The sequence below is a fragment of the Salipaludibacillus neizhouensis genome (assembly GCF_002886185.1).
GTDB lineage: Bacteria > Bacillota > Bacilli > Bacillales > Salisediminibacteriaceae > Salipaludibacillus > Salipaludibacillus neizhouensis.
The window spans coordinates 772,244-790,109 of record NZ_KZ614147.1 but is presented as its reverse complement, the minus strand read 5'-3'; the positions used below and the strand labels follow the sequence as shown (position 1 = coordinate 790,109).

Below are 17,866 nucleotides of genomic sequence, written 5' to 3'. Positions count from 1 at the left end.
CATTGATCGGTTTTATAGTGTCCTTGACGCATATGTATGGCAATTTTAAATATGAATTTCTGCGATTATCATATCATAAGCCCTTCCAAAAAAAAAGTCGAATCACGGGTTGGCTAGAAAGACGCATGAAGTTCGTTAAGGGAACAAAGATAGCCGTCTCCAAAAATTTGGTGACGGCATCCTCCGTTAACAGCTTTAGTTTATAATCTCCATAAATCGATGTTTTCTGGACATGTGTCCTTATCGAGTTTCCCTTTTACATCAATGGCGATCCCTTTTTGATCCTTTAAGAGGTGGGAGATCATTCCCCATCCATCGCTAATATACTCTCTGTGCGGTACGGCTAATACAACCGCATCAGCAGGCTTTAGTTCTGCTATTTCTTGTAAATCAACCCCATATTCGGCTTTTGCTTCTTTCTTCTCCGCATGGACGTCACTTACCTGAACTTCAATCCCGTATTCCTTTAGTTCCTTGATAATATCAATTACCCTGGAATTACGTAAATCCGGTACATTTTCTTTGAATGTTAGGCCAAGTACCGTGACAACAGATCCCATGACGGGAGAGTTTTTGCGAATTATTTTTTTGATTAACGATGTCGCGATATGTTTTCCCATGCCATCGTTAATACGTCGGCCAGCCAGAATCATTTCCGGATGATAGCCGATGCTTTCGGCTTTATACGTTAAGTAATAAGGATCAACTCCGATACAATGTCCTCCGACTAACCCAGGTGCAAACGGAAGAAAGTTCCACTTTGTACCCGCGGCCTTCAGTACTTCATTTGTATCTATACCCAATTTATCAAAGATTAACGACAATTCGTTCATTAACGCAATGTTTAGATCGCGCTGGGTGTTCTCGATGACCTTCGCCGCTTCCGCAACCTTTAGCGAGCTCGCTTTGTAAACTCCGGCTTCTACGACACTCTCATAGACACTTGCAACAATATCCAACACTTCCGGAGTTTGGCCGGATACTACTTTTGTAATCGTCTTGAATGTGTTTTCTTTATCACCTGGATTAATCCGTTCTGGTGAATATCCGAGGAAAAAGTCTTTCCCCGCTGTTAATCCTGATTCTTTTTCAAGAATCGGTAAACAAACTTCTTCTGTTGCGCCGGGGTACACGGTTGATTCATAGACAACGATCGTACCTTTCTTCAACTGTTTTCCGACTGTTTCTGATGATTTAATCAATGGCGTTAAATCAGGTTGTTTATTTTCGTTAATTGGTGTCGGTACCGCTACAATAATAAAGTCGCAATCAGAAAGTGCCTCAGGGCTTGCCGTAAAATGGATATCGGCTGCTTCCAGCTCTGCCAGTTCTACTTCATTTGTATAGTCGATTCCATCTTTTAATGTCTGAATGCGGTGTTCATTAATATCAAAACCTACAATATGATGATTTTGACCAAAAGCTACTGCTACAGGCAGTCCTACATATCCTAGTCCAACTAATCCTATTTTTCTATTCATAACCTTCACCTCTAAGTTTCAAGTATTTTCACTATTTTACATTATACTTTAATTTTCGCAATCAATATATAAAACTTTACATTATTTTCAGTTAGTGAAGCATAGGGACGGTTCTGTGCTTCATTCTCACCATGCCACGAAAGGAAGCAGAGAACCGTCCCCCTATTCTACTTTAGCCAGAGCTTTCATTAACTCCTCCCGAACATATGGTGCTAATGTTCGAGAATAAGTCGCCGTAAGATGGTGAGCATCTCTATAGACGAGGACATTGCCTATCACTGGTTCACATAACTCATCCCCACAAATATAATTGCTGAAATCCGCATAATAAACATTTTCAGGCGGATTCTCTAATCTGCTCCACGCACTTTCTTTTAGAAGTACCTCGTCACGTTCGACGGCACACTTACTTAGATCGTCCTTGTTTTCCGCGACACATTCTGCAACGTCCATGCCCATCCAAGGATTGTCTCTTATTGCAAAAACCGGGATACCTTCTTCGTTTAACTTATCCCATCTTTCAAGAAATCCTTCTGGAACATTTTCTTCTTTTTTAACATCAGCAGTTGTAATCACGATGTCTGGTTTATTCGTGGATAAATGCTCTACCATATTATCGCTCCAGGCTAAACAAGATTCCGTGAGCTCATCGTCTAAAGATGTGAACAGACAGGCGCTTTTTGTATAGCTTATAATTTTGATACTTTCATGTTCGGCAACTCTTTCCAAGGCATCCAACCAATGTGCAGCATGGGAGCTACCTACCAGCGCAACGGTGTAGTCTGGATCATCTGTCACCCCATATTCACAGGCGATCACATCTGAATCTGTTTGGTTTTGGTGACAACCGTTCCCATATACGATCGGTAAATCTTCTTTTGCCTCCAATGGTTCAGGCAAAACAGGGACATCATCAGGAAACTCGATGTCTTCATGAAGAGCTGCCGCACCAGGATAATCCTTGTTTTCAATAGAAACTTCGGTTTGCTGCTCTTGCTCGTTTTGACTATTAACATAGAACCAACCGCCGGCAACTACCAATGCAAGAACCAGCAAACTTACAAAAATTGTAGATTTATTTAATTTCTTTATCGGTTTTACCACGAATAGGACTCCTTTTATTATCGCAGGGACGGTTCTGCTTCTATTAAAATGACAATATTATGTAATATATAGACAAAATACAAATGTTATCATAACTTACAATGAGCGTTGTGTAAAGAAGCAGAGAACCGTCCCTTTGTTTGCCTAAAAAAAAGCAAGAGCTGCGTTTCGGCAGCTCTTGCTTTTTTAGTCTTATTTATACTTAGGAATGTCAAAATGTAATACTGGATCGTCTAGTTGATCATAGATGCTTTTGATTCTAACTACTTGCTTTACGGCCCATCCCATGTCCGTCGCATACTGCTTCGTACCTGGTTTGATAGGGTTCCATCTCATTTTGTAAAGGGTGTTTTGGTTGTTCGCATTGTGAATGTAATCTTCCCCAATGAACTTTGCGCCTCCAACGATGCTTGCTTCTGGTGTAAACCATTCTTGACGATAGGCACGATATGCCCCTAATCTGTCAGGATCCGAGTCTACTGCCCCAATACCAAACATGTTATACGTTGTTTTAATGTTTGTTAAGCTGCTTCGATTTGAAGAAGTCACAAGTTGCGGGTTACCCGAGCTATTTGTCCCGACTTCAATCCCAGTTGCTAAAGCTGACGTACCATGACCCGTTTCTAAAAGGGCGTGAGAAATCAAGTAAACTTCATTGACGGAATGTGTCAAACCACCATTAATAAATGCCTGACCTTTCCCACTAAGGATTCCTTTGCCTTCTAAAATTGTGTTTAACTGGCTGGCTGTTACTCCTGGACTTGAAGATAATACTAAGTGCTGATACATATCATTCTTCATAGGATCAAGATAGCTAATAAACTCACTTTCCTTGGCGTTATTCCACTGACTTAATTTAACTTCATACCAATTATTACTATTGTTCCATGTATTGCCGGTTACGTTTCTATTAATAGCTACTTCGACACCTTTAGATCTGGTCGAAAACACATGACTGGAAGGATTCGTAGTTTCATAGACATTTGCCTTGTCGGAAAGAACCCCTATCCTGGCAGAACTAGCCAGAGATGAATGGATATAAACTGTTTGTCCTTCAAACAAAATCTTATACCATCTATTACTGCCATTTGTCGTATCTCCGTTTACAGTTCCAAGTATTTCAAAAGTAGTACCAAATTTGACCGCTTTATAGATCGTACCTGTTAAGGTAGCAGATCTGCGAAGATTTGTCGTACTTCCTATCGACATTCCACGATCATATATTTTAGAAATGAATGAGCTGTGAATATATGCCGCATTGCCTGAATATTTATCTGTTTGCGGCGGCGGATTTAAACTTTTTTGAATCGTAATCGCTTGTGAAAGGCTTGAACTAACATCGGTATACGAGATAATTTCTTTTTCAGGTACTACTCCATCTTTTGCAAACGCTAGATTTCTTTGCGCGCTTTTCAAGAGATGATCCGGCACACCTGGTGAGGAAATAATCAACTCGTAACGTTGAATAGCTCCAGCAAAGTTCTTATTGTTATGTTGGTTATTCGCGTATCTAAACAGATCTAAACCACTGATGTTTATTCCTTCTTTAAACCGCGGATCTTCAGGATAAAAGGAATAAGCTTTCACAAATAACGTGAATTTGCCTGTCACCGTGTTATTTGCTTGTGCTTCTTGATATAAAAAGTTTGCGGTTGGAATTGTTTGTCCTTTTTCCGCGTACTTCAATTTCTCTTCTGCTTCCTTCACGATATCACCACTCACAGCCGGTGCGGCAATAATTGTTTTATACCGATCAACCGCAGTGTCAAAATCTCCTGCTTCCTGCTTCCTGCTAGCATAGTCCAGAAGTGATTGCGCACTTATATTGATGCCTTCAGTAAAGCGTAGATCTCCAGGATAGAGCAGATATCCTTCAATATACGTACTCAATTGATGAGAAGCACTGTAATGATCCTTTGCTTCATTATACAACTGGTCAGCTGTAATAAACGATTGATTTGCCTCAGCATAGGATTTCTTCAGCTTCGTTTCTAGTTCCAGTTCTGTGTTAAGGAATGGCAGACTCAAAATCGTATTATAACGATCTAATGCTGTATCATATCGTCCATTTTGGTGTTGAGCTGTGGCCCATCTCAAAAGGTTTCGAGCGGCTTCGATCATGCCCTCTTCCAAACGAGGATCGCCATTATAGAGTGTGTAACCATCTGTATAAGCCGTTAAGAGGCCGGAAGCCGTTGTTTGTTCCTGAGCATACTTTAAATATCCTTCCAGCGTAGGAATTTTTACATTCCTGTCTGCAAAGCCTTGCTGAATTCTCGCTAGTTCCTTAATCGATGCAGGAACTCCGTTCGTGTCCTGCAACACTTGATAACGGCTTTTTGCATCACTGTGTCTCCCTTGCTGATGATACCTTACAGCTAAGTCGAGAAGCGTTTGCGAGCTAGAAGCAAGCCCTGTTTTAAAACGGGAATCATTCGGATAAAATGCATATCCCTCTTGGTATGCCTCAAACAATCCAGTTGCCGTTCTAATATTTTGTGCTGCCTTGTATATCACATCAGCGGGACGTTTTCCTTGTTTCGCATCCGCTAACTTTGTTTTCGTCTCACTTTCCACTGCAGATGAAAGTGTTGGAGCAGCTAGAATCGCTTCATAACGATCAATCGCTGTCTCGTAATCTGCTAGGTTATGTTTCCCTATCGCCCATGTTAATAGCGAAGCTGCACTTTGATGTACACCATCACGGAAACGAGTGTCATTCGGATAAAAACGATAGCCATCGCTGAATAACGCTAGCTTATGAGAAGCGCGATATTCCTCTTTCGCTGATTTGTAAATCGCATCCGCCGATCTTTTCCCAGCTTCTGCATCAGCCATCAAGCTCTTCGCGTTCTCTCTTATTTCCGCAGCTACCGATGGCGTATCGATGATCATTTGATACCGGATCTTTGCTGTATCAAACCTGCCATCTTCATGTTGGCTTTTCGCCCAAGATAACAAGTTTCTCGCAGAAGTGTTTAAGCCATCTTGGAAACGGGATTGTTCCGGATACCATGTTAACGCAGAATGAAAATGGGTAAATAACGCGGATGCTTGAGTTTGTTTGTTCGCTCCATTCCACAATTCATTGGCAATTGGAACCGCCTTTTTTTCTTTCGCCCTAGCCAAGTGTTTCGTAGTTGCTTCTTTAGTCAAAGAAGAAATACCAGGTGACGCTAGAATCGTCTCATAACGATCGATTGCTGTGGCATAATCACCAGCTTGATGCTTTCCTCGTGCCCAGCTTAACAGGGTTTGGGCACTCGATTCTACTCCAGTAATAAACCGGCTATCATTCGGATAAGCATTTAACCCCTCTGTATACAATTGCAGCTTTCCAGATGCCGTACGTTCATTTGTTGCTTCCTTATAAATCACATCAGCCGAACGTTGCTGGATGGTAACAGAATTAGCCGTTACATTTGTCTCTTCTTCTGTTTCATTTTCGGTGTTTGCATCGGTGACTGAGTCTTCTTCCACCTCGGCTTCTGGCTCAGTATCTGCCTCTGGGCTTGACTCGGTCTTTGACTCTTCACTTGCTTCGTTTTCCAATGCCTCTAGACGCTCTTGGATTTTTTGCTCTAATCCTTCTGGTAACGTCGGAGCACCTAAAATTGTTTCATACCTGTCTATAGCTGTTTCCACATTGCCTTTTTCTTCTTGGGAGACTGCCCAATTGAACAAGTTCTCCGCACTATCGTGAACACCTTCCGTGAAACGTTCGTCTTCAGGAAAGACGTCATACCCTTCGATAAAGGCAGCTAATATTGCGGAAGCTGTTGTCGCCGCATTAGCCGCCTCATACATCTCATCGGCAATCGGATAAGCTTGCTCTTCCTCTGCGAAGCCTTTTTTCCAAGTCGCTTCCTCTGTAAGATCTTCCGGTACATCCTTTGAAGCTAATATCGCCTCATAGTACGTCAATGCTTCGGAAAAATCAGACTCTAGATGCTTCTCAGAAGCTAGTTCCAAAGAAGCTGCTAGCGTATTGTGATAGTCTGTGAGAAAAGTCTCTTCCTCATCCCATTCGTCATAACTTTCATTAAATAAAGTTAAACGATCCAGATAGGATTCTTCGTTTTCTACCACAGCCAACCACTCTTCATAGGTCGGTTCCATAGTTTCTTCTACCACTTCAGACTCAGGAATCTCGCTTTCGGACTCCTCTTCTTCTTGTGTATCTGTATCATCAGCTTCATTCGTTGAAGCCTCCTCATTACTATTAGAAGATTCCTCTGTAGTCTCTTGATTCGTCTCTTGTCCAACTTCTTCTGTTTCTTCTATTTCAGTTTCTTCTACGGGTTGTTCCCTAGTATCCTCATCTGCATTATTTAGCGTATTTGCATTTGCATAAGAAGGATGGACGAGTAAACTCACCACCAAAACAACACTTAAAAATGACCCTATTTTTTTTCTTACCATTCAACACCAACTCTCCCCGGAAATTATTAACAATTGTCACCATTTTATAGTAATAGTTTTATAGACTTATTGCTATAGTTATATTTCATGAATTTACATCAATTGATAAAAAATGCTTGTTTTTTTATCAAATAAAACGTTGAATTCCACTTACATCTCTGGAGGATTTAGTGCATCATGCACCTCGTTTGGATCACGTTTATCGAACACAAAAAGGCCATGAAAAAGTCATTTCGACTTTTTCATGGCCTTTTTCAAAAACAATTTACTATTTCACTTCTGTTACCTTTTTCATTCTTCTTATATGCATGTCGTAGCTGAATTGATCCTGAATGAATGCAATTGCTCTCGCTACTTGCCGTTCGTAATTATCGTTTTCTAATAGGTAGTTAATCTGAGTCTGTACCTCTTCCGGTTCTGCATATAAAGCAGCTTCTTTAAATAGCGCTTTATATTCTGGAGAGATGATAACAGGAACTCCCGCTGCAAGCGCCTCTATGATCACTCTTCCGAAAGATTCGATCCAGTCAGAATGCGTATAGTAAACAAAGAAATCAACATCCTTCAAAAAATCTTTCGGAGAGATCTCGTCGAATTTCGATACTTCCCAATTACTCGGCAGTTTCCCTAAAACTCTTTTCGGTGTCTTTGCACCGCCAAGGATTTTAATCTTGAATCGATCATCAGAGGGATACGCTGCTAGCAATACCTCTTTTGATTCCGGCCATTTCACATAATTATCTCTGGCATGTCTTCCGATTGTATACGGTTCAGAGGGTGTCGGTTTTTTTGAGCGTCCGGTATCCCAATCATCTAAATCAATGATGTTCCCCCAATCCATATCGGAGAGCGATATGCTCTGGATATGCTCAGCGTGATGGCCAAGCAAAGCTTTCCTGACCAAAGGCCCAATTGGGTGCCATATCGCTTTTTGCCCGAAATACTCTTGGATTCTTTGATCGACGACATTAAGATCAAATCGTTTTACGCCATGAGCACTATACTCGTTAAATGGTGTTTGGTTGACGATTAACCGCACTTCTTCGGCATGTATGGTTGGAAAATACAATTGTCTTTCTTGAAAAATTGGAGGGTACCTGAGGATCAAAAGATCGCAGGATGCTTCTTCTCCATAGACAATCAGTTCTATTTTTTCTTCATTGATTAGCTCGCGTACTTTAGGATTGATTTTCTTTTTCGGTGGATAATCGTACGTATTTAACTGTACGATCCCTGTCTTCCATCCGTTTTTATGATGCGCCTTTATTTCTTCGATACTGGATAACGTGGAGCCTCCATCCAGCCGGAAATCAGACATGATAATGACGTCAAACTGTCGAACAACACCTTTTTCCCGGTTTGGCAGCATCGGTAATGGTGCCACAAATGGACGCTCTACTTGTGGAAACGGGTAATACAGTGTGTTTGCCAAGGCATGATGATATTTTTGTGCTTCTAAATATTCTTTTCGCGCCCCCATAAAATAACCTGGAAAGCCAAAGGATGAACTACCGGTAAGGGATGTCTCCGTTTGGCGTTGGAAGCATAATGGACCTGTGGCTAGTTCGACCACTTTCTTTTCGCCGAATTCAAGTTTAATACGCTTAATAAACTCGGAATCTCCTCCAAACCTTACACAATCCCAATAGCCAATCTTTTCGATAACCGGCTCTCTTCGGAACATAAAGGAAGACATATTACTGAATATATAAAGTCCTGGTTTGCCTCTTCTGAAAAAGTCCAATTCTTCCGTCGCTCTTGCTTGCTGAGACGTGTTCCCGATTTTAGCCGGATGAGCAATCAAATGTTTCACTTGCTTTTCAATCTTCTCGGCATGGGACCAATCGTCCGCATCATTAATTGTCACAAATTCTCCAGTGGCAAGCTTTAATGCATGATTGCGTGCAATGTATGCTCCGCCATTAACGTCTGTTTTGATTACTTTCACTCGACTATCTTTTTGTTCGTAGGACTGTGCGACTGAAAAAGTATTGTCACTGCTACAATCATCGACGACAATCACTTCTAGGTTTTTCCAAGTTTGAGAGAGTATCGATTGGATCGCCGTATGGATCAATTCTTCAGCATGATAAACCGGCATAATGACCGTGACTTTCGGATTCTCTTTCTCTTCTTTAAAAGCAACTGTGTCGGGTACTGTAATCAACCGGTCATAGGCAGTTTTCGTCTCGGATTTTTCCAGGGCTACATTCCTTAATCCAAACGAAGTGAACATCTTGTTTATTTTTTCCAGCTTATTTTCTTCCTTGCTCTCTATATTCGATAAGGCAAGATAAAGATCCGGGTGCTGTTCTTTATATAAGACACGGTTCAGTGCATCTAGTGCTTTTCCTTTATGATTCATTCGATCCAAGCATTCCGCTGTAACAATGGAAATTTGTCTTAGGTGTTCTTTATCTTTCTCTCCATCTAATGCCAGGGGAATATAGGTTAAACTCTTTTCTGCGCCTTCGACGGTTTGCTTGTTCGCATACCATAAAGCAAGCTCCCAAGCGGCCAATCTTTTAAAATAGGGAGAGTCTACTTCTTCCAGGACACTCTCTAAATCTTCGACTGCTTTTGCTTCAAATCCGAGGTTTCTCAGCTTGTATTTCGCCCGGTCGATCCGCCCCATATACATCCCGTCTTTATTAGGGATAGCTGCTTTTCTGAAAAGTCGCTTTATCCCTTCTTTTTGCTGTTCAGTAAGCATGTTAGCCACGTACTTTTTTTGTTTTGTATTTAATCGTTTGTACAAGATCCAATGAATCATTTTAGAAAGTAGAGCCAGTATCTTTTTCATTCATACACACCTTCGATCCTATTTTTTACTGTTTGACTTTTTATTGACTCGTTCCTCATATCTTTTAACCGCTTCTTGAGGATCCCCGTCAAAAACAACCTCACCCTTTTCAAACCATATCGCTCTGGAACAGACTGTTTCCACGAATTTCATACTGTGTGTGACGACGATGACTGCTTTTGCGCTTTCAATCATCTCTTGAATCTTCTCCGTCGCCTTTTGCCTAAATGCCATATCTCCTGTCGATAGTGCTTCGTCGATAATAAAGATATCCGGTTGTAACGTAGCTGCGATGCTGAAACCTAATCTTGCTTGCATGCCACTGGAGTATTCTTTCACAGGTTGATGAATTTTCTTCCCTAATTCGGAGAAACTTTTAATTTCTTCTACGTTTGCTTTCACTTTTTGTAAAGGCATTCCGAGTAACATTCCGTTTAAATAGATGTTATCCATTCCACTTAACTGGGCATTAAATCCTGTTCCATATCCTAACAAGGCGGAGGTTTCCCCTTGAAGGTGAACCTTTCCTTCTTCAGGATCCAATATTTTCGTCAGAACCCTGCATAACGTGCTTTTCCCAGCGCCATTGTGGCCGATAATCCCGACAATTTCGCCTTCTTTTATATCAAAGCTAACGTTTTTCAAGGCCCAGAACTTCTCTTTATTCAACCGGTACGAGACACTGACATTCTCGGCCTTTACGACAGAATTGTCTTTGATGGTCGTTTCCGTCTTTTTCAAGTCTAAGCTTTTCTTTGGTTTTTTCGGTCGGACCGGCTGTGAATCTTTGTAATGCTGAATCACTTCTTTAGGGACACCGGTTTCTCTTACAGCACCCTTTTCCAACCAGATTAAGCGATCACAGTTTTTCTCCGCAAATCCTAAGCTGTGCGTCACAATAATGACCATCTTCGCTTTTTTTACGAGTTCTTGTATCTTAACCGCTGCTTTATCACTAAATTCTTTATCACCCGTGTTTAAGGCTTCATCAAGAATGAGGATTTCCGGCTCTAAATAAGAAGCGACACTAAATCCTAGTCTCGCTTTCATCCCGCTTGAATAATATTTCATCGGCTGGTCCATAAATAACCCAAGTCCTGAAAACTCATGGATCTCCTCGATAAATTGATTAATTTTTTCTTTTTCCAGTCCGAGCATCATTCCATTTAAATAAACGTTTTCCCGGCCAGTCAGTTCTTTACTGAACCCCATCCCATAGGAAAAAAGTGCAGATACTTTCCCATCTACAAACATTTCCCCTTTATCCGGTTGCAGAATTCCTGAGATTACTTTACAAAGTGTTGTTTTTCCGGAACCATTTGACCCGATGATCCCGAGAACTTCCCCTTTATAGCCTTGGAAACTGATATCCTTCAATGGCCATATTGTTTTGCTCTTCTTTTTCTTTTCCTTTTTTGTCAGAAGATTGATCACTTTTGATTTGTAATCATCTTTTTTTAGTCCAGTCTTGAAGGAGACGCCCATGTTACCGGACTCAACAATTACTTCTCTTGCTTCATTTGATGCTACTGTCATTTCTTCTCTCACATTTTTCATCACGTTACCCTCATTTTATAAAGCCTTTATAATTTTGTACTCATTTTTACTGTAATAAAAAATCATTCCAACAATCGCTACAATGGATGATACACCGATAACAAGTAAGCTGGTGAAATCCGGAAGTGACTGATACATCAAGACATCACGGTAGGAGTTTATGATAATTGCGACTGGATTAATGGCAACTACCCAGTCATACCGTTCCGGAAGTCGGCTTCCTTCCCATATAATAGGGGAAGCATAGAAAAATAAACGCATGATATGCGGTAGAATATTATCAATGTCTCTAATAAACACCGTTACATATGAAATAAATAGTCCAATCGCTAACAATAAAAGCAACTGGATAAGGATAATGATTGGCAAGAACACAATTTGCCACCCCGGTATTACTCCAAAGACAGCTAGGAATCCTCCAATGACAACTAAACCGAAAGAGAAATTAAATAATTGCGTGGATGACACTGCCAGCGGGAATATTGATTTTGGCAAATACACTTGGTTTATAATCGATGAATATTTAAGTATCGATTTGGAAGACGTGTTGATCGTTGCCGTCATCCATCTCCATGAAACTAACCCGATGACTAAATAAACGGCATAATTTTCTCCGCCACGCTCTAAAATGACAACGACTAGAAAATAATAAACAAGAACATTCAATAAAGGGTCTAACAACCACCAGAAATAGCCAAGGTAACTATTTCGGTTTTCTGCTTTCAATCCGGATTTCACTAAATAAATTAACAAATCTTTTCTTTTCATCATCTCTTGCAAATAATTTTTCATCACGAAAACTGACACCGCCTGTTTCATATAAATTCTATTATTGCGCTTATTCCTAGGTTTTATTACCGATATTAATATACGTCAATATTATTATGAAGGATAGGGTCTTTTGAATGATTCCTTCACGATTATCCATTGGATTCTTTGAGTTATCTCTCTTTTAAAAACATCGATTTATGTATGTAATAAGCGTAATATCCTACTATAAAACGACAAATTTAAACAATTAAAATATAAAGTACCCATTTTTTTTTATAGTTTTACATATTATAATGGTCGCAATAAGGTGAATATTTCCTGTTAAACAACGAAATAGACATTTTATTAAGAATACACTCTATACCCACTAGCATTTGATGTTTATTATCCTGAACTCTCACTAACTTTAACTAGGTTAGGTAATGAGAAACTCTTTTTTTAGCGTCCCATAACTACTTTAATGATTATATCATTAATCATTAAGAAAATCGAAAGGAGGCCTTTTCAGCTTTTACATGAATACTTTCAATTAAATAGATAGGGGATATTAAATGAAACAACTATTAACACTGGTCTTTCTTTCTTTCCTTATCACTTTAACTCCCTCATTTGTTTTTGCAAATGACTCTAATGATGAGATTAAGGAGATTGAAGTTGAAAGTAATGAATCTTCTGATGATATCTCCGAGGAAAATCAAGAAGAAACCACAGTCGAGTCTTCAACTAATTTGGAGGAGGCTTCAGACAATGAAGCTGATGAAACTATCGTAGTCGAAGAAGAAAATGCGGAATCAAATAGTGAGATTCCAGTGGTGGAAGAGGAAACGACCGAACCAACTTATGAAGAATGGCTATCCGTGGTGGAGAGCGAAGAATCCTATGTGGATCGTTTAACCTTGTTTAACGAGAGTTATGACGAATGGCAAGAGGAAGAAACCTTTCTCACAGACTTCTATAATACGCTAGTAGCTTCTATGGAACTAGCTTCCGAGAAGCACCTGGAGTCCGATTTTCCCGAAGCAATAACTTACTATGAGGCAATCTTGGCTTCTAAGGAAGTACCGGAAGACCTGATAGAAGAAGCTTCCTGGAAAAAAGAGTTCGCAGAGGAAGAACAAGCTTATCCAATCGCGGATGAGATGTATGAGACGGCTAATGCAGCAAGAACAGCTTCCGCAAAATTAGCTGCTTTTACGGAAGGCTATAACGTCTTTTCTGAAGACGAACGTTTCACGGAAGGTGTTCACTATAGTGCACAGAACTTGTTCAATTGGGCAGTTACCCAAGAAGAAAAAGGCAATGTGGAAACAGCTATGGACAGGTATGAAACGATTTTAAACACTCCAACTTTACCTGAAGGTTTAGAGCAAAGCATCCAGGAACGTTTAGAGGCACTTGAAAAAGAACCAAGTTCTCCTGAAGTGACGAACAATTCTGTCACAATCCAGCAACGTTCGGCAGATGTGATTTATACGGAAGCAACCAATGAACGCACGGCATCCGGAAAGCTGCAATTGTATACAGAAGGTCTGAATGCTTATCCGAAAGACAGTCGGTTCATTACTGGCGTTGAATCCAGTGCTCAATCTCTTTTAAGCTGGGCACGAGGAAAACACCAAGCTGGAGACTTTGCAACAGCGAAAGACCGTTATGAAACAATTCTAGCAACGTCCGGCATTTCGCCATTACTAAATGAAACAACGAAGAAACACTTGGCGTATGCCAACGACAAAAAATCCATTCCAAGTGCAAACACATTATTGGATGAAGCTAACAAACAAACAAAAGCTTCTGCGTTGTTTACCCATTTTCATTCCGCGCTAACTTGGTACCCAACAGATTCCCGTTTTCAGAAGGGATTAAATACTGCTGCAAAAAACTTATTGTCGTGGGCGGAAAGCCAACACGACCAAGGAAAGTTTGATACGGCCAAGAGCCGATATCAAATGATTATCGACACGCCATCTGTTTCTTCCGATATTACGGAAAATGCAACGTCACTAATGGCTGCTGCTGAAGCTGGGAAAAGATCCGCCGATGCCATCTACCAGTCTGCGGTGAAAGAATATCGCGCTTCTCATAAGCTAGCGTTATTCAGCGATGGATACACTTTTTATCCGAATGACACTCGCTTCCGTGATGGTGTTCATCAAAGTGCAGCTTCGTTATTAACATGGGCCATAGGGAAACATAACCTAGCAGATTACGAGACAGCGATCGATCGTTATGAAGCGATTTTAGCTGCACCAACACTTTCATCTGCAGTGGAAAGTGAGACGAAAACAAAACTAGCAAATGCGGAACAAGGAAAACGTCCCGCCGATGTGATTTACGAGGCAGCACAAAATATTAGAACGGCAACGGGATTGTTTGAGGCGTACCAAGAGGGATATGCATTTTATCCAAATGACTCTCGCTTTAAAACAGGACTTGCTTCTAGCTCACAAACTCTTCTCGACTTAGCGAAGAGGTATCATCAACAAGGCGATTACAACGCAGCAAAAAGTCGTTACAAAGTATTACTGGAAACTAACGGAGTTCCTAAGTCAATTCAAGATCTAACAAAGATTCAGCAAAATTTTGCCGATAGTAATCAACGAATCCCAACTCTAGCAAGTTATACAAAGTATGCGCAAGAGCAAACAACTGCTTCCGGCATCCTAACTGCTTACCTAGAAGGCTATCTGCTCTATGATGGGGATTCAGAGATGGCAAAGGGACTGAAAAATGCTACGAGAAATCTCTTAAACTGGGCTAGCTCTCAGCACCAAAATGGACGGTATGATACGGCGCTAGATCGTTATGAAACGATTTTAGGTCTCCCCGTTCTTGATAGTGATCTCGTAACAGAAACTGAAATCAAGAAATCGTATGCTGACAAAGGACTTACGTTGCCGTCAGCCAATAAAATATACACAGATGCATCATCTCAATCCAGTGCATCCCACCAATTAAGTGGCTTTATCGAGGGTTATACACTTTATCCGACTGATAAACGTTTCCACGAAGGGATCAACTCAGGCGCACAATCGCTTTTGAACTGGGCTTCAAGACAGCAAGCAGACGGTAACTTTGAGACTGCGATTGACCGCTATAAAACAATTTTAGCAGCTCCACTCGTTAATTACGCGATAATTAATGAGACAGAGTTTCGATTAGCATCCGCCGAAAATGGCGAAAAAGTTCCTTCTGCAGACAGCTTATACAATCAAGCTAAAAAAGAAACAACTCTTTCTGGAATACTTGAAAAGTTTACGAATGGATATTTGCTTTATCCGAATGATCAACGGTTTATAGGTGGTGTCAATGCCGCTGCGCAAAACTTGTTAACATGGGCGACAACCCAGCATAATGAGGGCAGATTCTCTGTCGCTCAAGCTCGTTATGAAACGATTATGAGCACACCTGGTATCGATGCCTTTATTGAAAAGCAAGCTAGCATTCAATTAGACTATGCATCTAAAAAACAAGCTCTTCCTGATCGGATTCAAATAGGTACAATCAATGTTAACTCTACATTGAACGTTAGAACCGGACCATCAGGAAGCTATAGCATACTAGGAACTTTACCAGATGGCGCACTAGTAAATGTTGTATCACAACATTCCAGCGGCTGGTTCCAAATCAATTTTAATGGTAAAACAGCTTATGTATCCGGGAATTATGTAGATCTCGTTTCTATTGCCACTGTTCCAAACAGCGGTCCTCTAAGTGGACGTACGATTGTTCTTGATGCAGGCCATGGCGGACCTGATCCTGGTGCACAAGCTGGAGGAATGGAAGAAAAAGAACTCATTCTTGATATTACGCTTCGAGCGCAGAAACTACTCGAAGAAGCCGGTGCCACGGTTATTATGGTAAGGTCAACAGACGTATTTTATGAGCTACGAGAACGATCAGCTATTGCTAATGCTTCTGGTGCCGATGTATTTGTTAGTATCCATGCGAATGCCTATAACGGCACAGCAAATGGAACGGAAACATTTTATCACACTAGATTTGAAGCAGCTCTGAGTAAAAAACTGGCTCATGCTTTACAAGATGCAACCATTGCAAAACTGGGGACTAACTATCGAAGGGTCGCAGAAGGAAACTTCCACGTCATTCGTGAAACAAAAATCCCAAGTGCTTTACTAGAGGTTGGTTTCATGGATCATACAGGTGATGCCGCTAAATTACGGCAAAGTTCTTATCGACAGCGTTCTGCCGAAGGAATTCTTAATGGTCTTGTGAACTACTTTAACTAACATCTCTTATCCGACTCCATGCGATAACCATTGCATGGAGTTTTTTGTTATCTCTTACACACAAGTTTTATGACTGGTATCATGACTAGGTCATAAGTCCAGTTAAATGAATATCTATTAAATTGTTTATAGAAGATAAATAACCCCGTAAAACCTCTAGATACAGCATCTAAATCTGCAATTTATAACAAGTAACAAAGACTCTTATTTCATATAAATTAGCGCTTGAACATAGGTCATTGGATTTGTTTTATATTACTTTTTCATTACAACTATTACAAATTGATTATGGCTTGTTACAATGTGTGAAAATCTATTGTTTCACTTGAAAATCTATTATATTCTGAGTCTTGTAAACAACAAACGACAATTAATTAATTAATACATAAGGGGAGAGTATTTAAAATGAAAAAAGTAGTAATGAGTGTTATATTGGCAGGTTCATTGTTGGTTTTACCAACAGTTTCAGGTGCAGCATTAGGAGATCAAACATTACGTGAGGGAATTCGTCACGGAGACGTAGAAGAGTTACAAGATGCACTGCGGGACACAGGGCATTTTAACTCTAGTAATTCCACAGGTTATTTCGGTCCTGTAACAAACAAATCTGTACGTGCTTTTCAAAAGAGTAAAGGACTTAGCGTTGATGGAATTGCCGGACCCAATACATTTAGTGCGTTAGGTGTTTCTGGCGGAAGCAGTTCTTCTTCTAGTAAAGTTTCAGCAAGTTCATCTTCAATTAACTTTTCACAAACGCTTCGTCAAGGAAGCCGTGGATCTGCTGTTCGTACGTTACAAAATGCTTTAAACAACAATGGTGCTAATGCAGGAACGGCAGATGGCGTATTTGGACCTAACACAGCAAGTGCTGTTCGCAGCTTCCAACGTAGTGCAGGAATTGGCGTAGATGGTATTGCCGGACCACAAACATACAAAGCTTTAAATGGCGGATCTGGAAGTTCAGCTTCTAGCTCATCAGGCGGATCAACTGCTAGTTCAGGATCTACTGGATCAGTTAGTAACAGCGCATCTTCTGCAAGTTCTTCTACTGTAGAATCTATCATCTCAACAGCTCGCGGACAAATTGGCGCTTCCTATGTATGGGGCGGAACAACTCCATCCGGATTTGATTGCAGTGGCTTCTTGAATTATGCTTTCCATCAAAATGGTCAAAGTATGCCTAGAACAGTAGCTTCTATTTACAGTGCAGCTACAAAAGTTTCTAGCCCACAACGTGGAGATATCGTATTCTTTGAAACAAGAACTGGCCCATCTCACGCTGGTATCTACTTAGGTAATAATCAGTTCATTCATTCAGGTTCTTCTACTGGAGTAACTATTTCTAACATGAGCAACCCTTACTGGAGCAAGGCTTACATGGGTGCAGGTCGTCTATAATTTCTAATTTATCTATCAATTAACTTTAATCATTACACTACTATCCCCCCTAATATATGAAGTTAAACATCTATTTAAAAAGA

The 17,866-nt window shown here is 40.5% G+C and carries 8 protein-coding genes; 2 read left to right on the top strand and 6 right to left on the bottom strand.

Going from position 1 to position 17,866, the window contains the following annotated elements:
• Window positions 1-200 precede the first annotated feature (200 nt).
• The 6 genes from CEF18_RS20620 to CEF18_RS20595 all read right to left on the bottom strand — a co-directional run bounded on the left by CEF18_RS20620 (window position 201) and on the right by CEF18_RS20595 (window position 12,159).
• A complete protein-coding gene (locus tag CEF18_RS20620; RefSeq protein WP_110938379.1) occupies window positions 201-1,481 on the bottom strand; it encodes a nucleotide sugar dehydrogenase in 1,281 nt (426 codons plus the stop codon).
• 162 nt (window positions 1,482-1,643) lie between these two features.
• Window positions 1,644-2,585 carry an SGNH hydrolase domain-containing protein gene (locus CEF18_RS20615; protein WP_110938378.1) on the bottom strand — a complete coding sequence of 314 codons (942 nt, stop codon included), beginning with the start codon at window positions 2,583-2,585 and terminating at the stop codon, window positions 1,644-1,646.
• 192 nt (window positions 2,586-2,777) lie between these two features.
• On the bottom strand, window positions 2,778-7,007 hold the full coding sequence (locus CEF18_RS20610) for an N-acetylglucosaminidase (RefSeq protein ID WP_110938377.1): 4,230 nt from the start codon (window positions 7,005-7,007) through the stop codon (window positions 2,778-2,780).
• A 268-nt stretch (window positions 7,008-7,275) separates the two neighbouring features.
• On the bottom strand, window positions 7,276-9,810 hold the full coding sequence (locus CEF18_RS20605; RefSeq protein ID WP_110938376.1) for a glycosyltransferase: 2,535 nt from the start codon (window positions 9,808-9,810) through the stop codon (window positions 7,276-7,278).
• Between the two features lie 18 nt (window positions 9,811-9,828).
• The gene (locus tag CEF18_RS20600; RefSeq protein ID WP_223292415.1) at window positions 9,829-11,367 is read right to left on the bottom strand and encodes an ABC transporter ATP-binding protein; all 1,539 of its coding nucleotides are present in this window, start codon (window positions 11,365-11,367) and stop codon (window positions 9,829-9,831) included.
• A 15-nt stretch (window positions 11,368-11,382) separates the two neighbouring features.
• Window positions 11,383-12,159, bottom strand: a complete 777-nt coding sequence (locus CEF18_RS20595) for an ABC transporter permease (protein WP_110938832.1) — start codon at window positions 12,157-12,159, stop codon at window positions 11,383-11,385.
• Window positions 12,160-12,689: 530 nt separating this feature from the next.
• Here CEF18_RS20595 and CEF18_RS20590 point away from each other — a divergent pair.
• Window positions 12,690-16,385: an N-acetylmuramoyl-L-alanine amidase gene (locus CEF18_RS20590; RefSeq protein ID WP_110938375.1), complete on the top strand. Its 3,696-nt coding sequence runs from the start codon at window positions 12,690-12,692 to the stop codon at window positions 16,383-16,385.
• 405 nt (window positions 16,386-16,790) lie between these two features.
• On the top strand, window positions 16,791-17,783 hold the full coding sequence (locus CEF18_RS20585; protein ID WP_110938374.1) for a C40 family peptidase: 993 nt from the start codon (window positions 16,791-16,793) through the stop codon (window positions 17,781-17,783).
• The last annotated feature ends 83 nt before the right edge of the window (window positions 17,784-17,866 follow it).